The sequence below is a fragment of the Promicromonospora kroppenstedtii DSM 19349 genome (genome assembly GCF_000515355.1).
GTDB lineage: Bacteria > Actinomycetota > Actinomycetes > Actinomycetales > Cellulomonadaceae > Promicromonospora > Promicromonospora kroppenstedtii.
The window spans coordinates 107648-112341 of the sequence record NZ_KI911664.1; the positions used below are offsets into that span (position 1 = coordinate 107648).

Consider the following 4694-nt stretch of genomic DNA (forward strand, 5'->3'; position numbering starts at 1 on the left):
GCCGCGGTCCTGGCGGCCCGGGTGGGCGCGGCGTCGACCGAGAACATCACGGCCCGCCGAGGCCGTGCGCGGGTGCTCGGGGACAAGAGCCTGGGCGTCCCGGACCCGGGGGCGACCTCCCTCGCCCTCCTGCTGGGCGAGGCGGGCGCCGAGGCCGGCGTCCCCGTGCCCACGACCTCGAAGGTGGAATCCTGATGGTGGACGGCCTGCGACTGGTGATCGGCTGCGACGACGCCGGGTACGAGTACAAGGAGATCCTGAAGCGGGACCTGGAGGCGGACGAGCGCGTCGCCTCGGTGGTCGACGTCGGCGTGCGCGGCGACGAGCACACCCCGTACCCCTACGTGGGTGCCGCCGCCGCCCGGCTGGTCGGGGCCGGGGAGGCGGACCGGGCCCTGCTCGTGTGCGGCACCGGGCTCGGCGTGGCGATCGCCGCCAACAAGGTGCCGGGCGTGCGCGCGGTGACGGCGCACGACTCGTTCTCGGTCGAGCGCGCGGTGCTCTCCAACGACGCCCAGGTGCTCTGCTTCGGCCAGCGCGTCGTCGGCATCGAGCTGGCCCGCCGGCTGACCCGCGAGTGGCTCGGCTACCGGTTCGACCCGGCTTCGCCGTCGGCGCCCAAGGTCATGGCGATCGGGGAGATCGAGGACCAGGCCGCGGGGAGCGACCCGGCGTCCAACCCGGCGTCCTGCGGCTGACGCCTGTTCGTAAACGTTTCAGTAGGGCTGTCGGAGAGGACATCATGATCAGCAGCATCAGTTCGGTCGCCGTCGTCGGGGCCGGGTACATGGGTGGGGGCATCGCGCAGTCGTTCGCGCTCGCGGGCCTGCCCGTCGTCATCGCGGACGTCTCGGCCGAGGCGACCGAGGCCGCGTACGCGAGGCTCCTCGTGGAGGCCCGGGAGTTCGAGGAGCAGGGCCTGTACGACCCCGGAGCGGCCGAGACGATCCGCGCCAACCTGAGCACGGCACCGTCGATCGAGGAGGCGGTCGCGCACGCCGACTTCATCGAGGAGGCGGTGTTCGAGTCGGTCGAGGTCAAGCACGACGTGCTGGGCCGGATCTCGGCGGCGGCCCGTCCGGACGCGATCATCGGCAGCAACACCTCGACGATCCCGGCCCGGGTGCTGGTCGAGGCGGTGACGAACCCGGAGCGGTTCCTCACCGTGCACTTCTCCAACCCGGCGCCCTTCATCCCGGGGGTCGAGCTCGTGCTGAGCGACCGTACGGACCCGGGCGCGGTGCCGGTGGTGCGCGAGCTGCTGGCCCGTGCGGACCGGCAGGGCGCGCTGGTGGCCGACGTGCCGGGGTTCGTGCTGAACCGCCTGCAGTACGTGCTGCTGAAGGAGGCGATGTCGATCGCGGAGGAGGGCATCGCGTCCCCGGAGGACATCGACACGGTGGTGCGTACGACGTTCGGCTTCCGCCTGGGATTCTTCGGCCCGTTCGCGATCGCGGACCAGGCGGGGCTCGACGTCTACGCGGGCGGGTTCCGCACGTTCGAGGAGAACTTCGGCGAGCGCCTCGCAACTCCCGCCCTCATCGAGGACGCCGTGGCGGGGGACCGCAAGGGTGTGAAGAACGGCCGGGGACTGCTGCGGGACTACACGCCGGAGCAGGTCAAGGCGCTGGTCGCGTACCGGAACAAGGCGTACGGGGAGATGGGGCGGCTGCTGCGGTCCCTCGGACCGGCCCCGGCCTGACCCGGCCGCTCTCGCACGGCCGGATGCTCACCAGGCCAGGGCATCCAGCCGTGCGAGGGCGATGTTCCGGTCCGCGCGCCCGAGCCGGACGACGTCCGCGGTCCGCGGGAGCGGCCGGTCGAGCGCCAAGGGTCAGGCCAGGGCGTCCGCTATGTCTGCGGGGGTGGTGCCGGAGGCAGAGGCGAGCGCGACGATGCTCCGAGCGAGCTCCCGGACGGCGACGTTGGTGTGGTTGGAGGTGGAGCGCAGGCGCTCGAACGCCTCCTCCGGGTCGACGTGCAGCGCGAGGGAGATGATGCCCTTGGCCTGTTCGATGGGGGCGCGGGTGGCCGCGGCGGAGCGGATCGATGCCGAGGCGGCCTCGTTCGCCTGGATCTCGATACCGGCCGTGATGTCGACGAAGAAGCCGGTCAGCTCCCTCACCTGCGTCGTGTCGGGGTCGATGCGGCCCTGCCCGACGACGGTCAGGGTCTTCTGGTCGCCGTGCGCGTCCATGATGCGGTGGACGCTGCTGAACGGCTCGCCGGTCCGTGCCGCGGTCTGGAGGACCTTCGAGACGCGAGCGCGGTCCTGCGGGTGCTTGTGCGCCAGCACGAGTGCGGTGGTCGGGACCACGTCACCGGGCTCGAAGCCGTGGATGCGGTAGGTCTCGTCCGACCACCACCACACCTGCTCGGCCAGGTCGTAGCTGTACCGCCCCACCACGTGGTTGGCCCCCAGGGCCAGCGCTCGCTCGATCTCCATCGGTTCGGTCATGTGTACCGCCTTTGACACGTCTCATCCACGGACGAGCCGCGTCATGACCCGCACCGACCGTATCGGAGAACCGTTGTCAGGGGAACCGGACACTGTGGCGACCGCTTGCGCGGCGTACCGCCTGGTCCGCTCGTCCCGGCGTATGTCGCGACGGCAAGGAGCGCGACATCCACCGGGGCGAGCGGCAAGGCCATGGTGACCACCGTGCGTCGGCACTCGCACGCCGAGCGGCAGCCGGCAGCGCTCCCATCGGTGTCACCGGTGGTCGGCCGCTGTAGCCGGACCGTCGGCAGCCAGCGCGTCGACGCCGCGGCGCAGGGCGACGACGAGCGCCCCGGCGACGAACAGGTCGCCTCCCGAGGACCGCTGGGTAGCGCGCACCGCGGCGGCCAGCCGGGTGACGGCCTCGGCGGCCCTGACCGCGGAGTCGTCCTCCCGGTCCGACCGCAGCGCGGCGGCGTACGAGCGCAGCGTCGTGGCCAGGACCGGGCGGATCTCCGGGCCGAGTGCCACGTCCGCGCGGTCCGTGTGCTCCCACTCGGCCAGGAGCCGCACCACCTCGTCGAGCACGTCGGCGGCGGCCCACAGTGCCTCCGCGCGCCCCGCCTGCGCACCGGCCCACCTGCTGTAGCGGTGCCCGCGACGGTTGACCCGCATCGCCTCGCGGGTCTGCGCGACGGCTCCATGAGCCCTGTCGTTCGGCGGCACCACTGCTCGCCGTCGTCGCTGCCACTCGTCGGCGACGAGGGGCCCCGACCGTTCGAGGCGGTCGGCCAGCACCTCGGCCTGGTCGACGAGCACGCTGCGCAGCCGGTCCAGCGCGTCCTCCGAAGGCGTGAGGGGCAGCGGTGGGAACAGGAGGTTGACGGCGGTGCCGATCACTGCGCCGACGACGATCAGGCCCGAGTAGACGGTGATGAACTCGAGCGGTTCCGACCCGCCCAGGATCAGCACGAACAGAGCCGACGTCGCCACCCAGCCACCCATCTCGCCGAAGAGCCTCCATCCGGAGCACAGCAGGGCCAGCCCCACCGCGAGGGCCACGGACAGCGTGCTGGAGCCGAGCGTGAGGTCCACGCCGTGGGCGAGCACGGCGCCGACGAGCACCGCGCCCGTCGCCTGCGCCGACTGCCGCACCGAACGGACCGCCGTGCTCGACATCGCGATGATCGCCCCGAGCGGCGCATAGTACGGCTGCTCGGAGAACGGCGCCGGTGCGAGCACCGCGACGACCCACGCCAGCGACGCCGCGAGCGAGCCCTTGACCGCCAGCGCCCAGCGCGGGTGGCGTGACCAGCGGTGGTGCAGGGCGACGAGGAGGCGCGGTGGGGTAGGCACGACCGCAAGATTCACCCGGTGCCGGGTCACCCGCATCCGCACGGTGCCTTCAGCGCCGGGCGAGGTTCTCCGTCGCCGGGCCCTCCAGGAGCGTCCCGTCGGCGGCGAAGCGCGAGCCGTGCACGGGACAGTCCCAGGACTGCTCCTGGTCGTTCCACCGCACGACGGCGCCGAGGTGCGGGCACACCCGCGACACCTCGCTCCCGGCGGGCGCTTCCCCCGTGGGCCGGGTCGCCGCACAGGCCCAGCCCTTGGACTGCTCACCGAGGGTGGCCACCGACCTGGACGTGGGCTCGGGCGGCCGGGCCCACGGTTCCAGGGCCGGGCCCCACTCGACCGGTTCGCCGAGCAGTCGGCCCGCCAGGGCCAGACCGGCGCCGGCGCCGGTCGTCAGGCCCCACTTGCCGTAGCCCGTCGCCACGAGCACCCGCTCGTCGCCCGGGACGGCCGGCCCGACGAACGGCAGGCCGGTGTCGCTGATGTAGTCCTGCGCGGCCCACGCGTGGTGCGCGGTCCCGACGGGCAGGTGCGTGCGGGTCCAGTCGTCGAGCGTCGCCAGCCGCGCGGCCGGGTTCGGCTCCCGTCCGGTGAGGTAGCCTTCGCCGCCCACCATGAGCAGCCCGCCGGCCATGCGCAGCGAGCGGGTGGGGGAGCCGGCCGTGATCGACATCGTCCCGGCGAAGCCCGCTGGGAGCGCGGCGGGGTCGGGTACGTCCCAGGTGGTCAGCAGGCTGCGGCCCGCTTCGAGCCGCAGGAACAGACCGCCGAGCCGCCCCGGTGGGGTGCCGGTGGCCAGGACCACGTGCTCGGCCAGCACCGTGCCACGTGTGGTGCGCAGCGCCACGCCCGACCGCAGCCGGCGCACCTGCCGCACCCGGACGCCGTCGTGCACCGGGAC

General features: G+C 73.3%; 6 protein-coding genes. 3 read left to right on the forward strand and 3 right to left on the reverse strand.

The features are described 5' to 3' along the window. The 3 genes from PROKR_RS12275 to PROKR_RS12285 all read left to right on the forward strand — a co-directional run. Positions 1-195, forward strand: a 195-nt coding sequence (locus PROKR_RS12275) for a DAK2 domain-containing protein (RefSeq protein WP_036963554.1), incomplete at its 5' end; no start/stop codon positions are given. Continuing rightward, on the forward strand, positions 195-698 hold the full coding sequence (locus tag PROKR_RS12280; protein WP_036963556.1) for a ribose-5-phosphate isomerase: 504 nt from the start codon (positions 195-197) through the stop codon (positions 696-698). The genes PROKR_RS12275 and PROKR_RS12280, both read left to right, overlap by 1 nt. Positions 699-742: 44 nt before the next feature. Continuing rightward, on the forward strand, positions 743-1702 hold the full coding sequence (locus tag PROKR_RS12285) for a 3-hydroxyacyl-CoA dehydrogenase family protein (RefSeq protein WP_036963559.1): 960 nt from the start codon (positions 743-745) through the stop codon (positions 1700-1702). 132 nt (positions 1703-1834) lie between these two features. Here the strand turns inward: PROKR_RS12285 and PROKR_RS12290 are convergent, their stop codons facing one another. From PROKR_RS12290 to PROKR_RS12300, 3 genes are all read right to left on the reverse strand, one after another. Beyond that, positions 1835-2458 (reverse strand): PAS and ANTAR domain-containing protein, encoded by a 624-nt coding sequence (locus PROKR_RS12290; RefSeq protein ID WP_036963560.1) that lies wholly within the window; start codon positions 2456-2458, stop codon positions 1835-1837. Positions 2459-2713: 255 nt separating this feature from the next. Next, positions 2714-3796, reverse strand: a complete 1083-nt coding sequence (locus tag PROKR_RS30720; protein WP_169736400.1) for an FUSC family protein — start codon at positions 3794-3796, stop codon at positions 2714-2716. A gap of 49 nt (positions 3797-3845) precedes the next feature. Continuing rightward, positions 3846-4694: FAD-dependent oxidoreductase (locus PROKR_RS12300; RefSeq protein ID WP_169736401.1), on the reverse strand; the 849-nt coding region annotated here is incomplete at its 5' end.

What these genes read in the sequence shown, in the direction of transcription:
- PROKR_RS12285 (WP_036963559.1), top strand. Translation starts at nt 743, where the DNA reads ATGATCAGCAGCATCAGTTCGGTCGCCGTCGTCGGGGCCGGGTACATG.
- PROKR_RS12290 (WP_036963560.1), bottom strand. Translation starts at nt 2,458, where the DNA reads ATGACCGAACCGATGGAGATCGAGCGAGCGCTGGCCCTGGGGGCCAAC.
- PROKR_RS12280 (WP_036963556.1), top strand. Translation starts at nt 195, where the DNA reads ATGGTGGACGGCCTGCGACTGGTGATCGGCTGCGACGACGCCGGGTAC.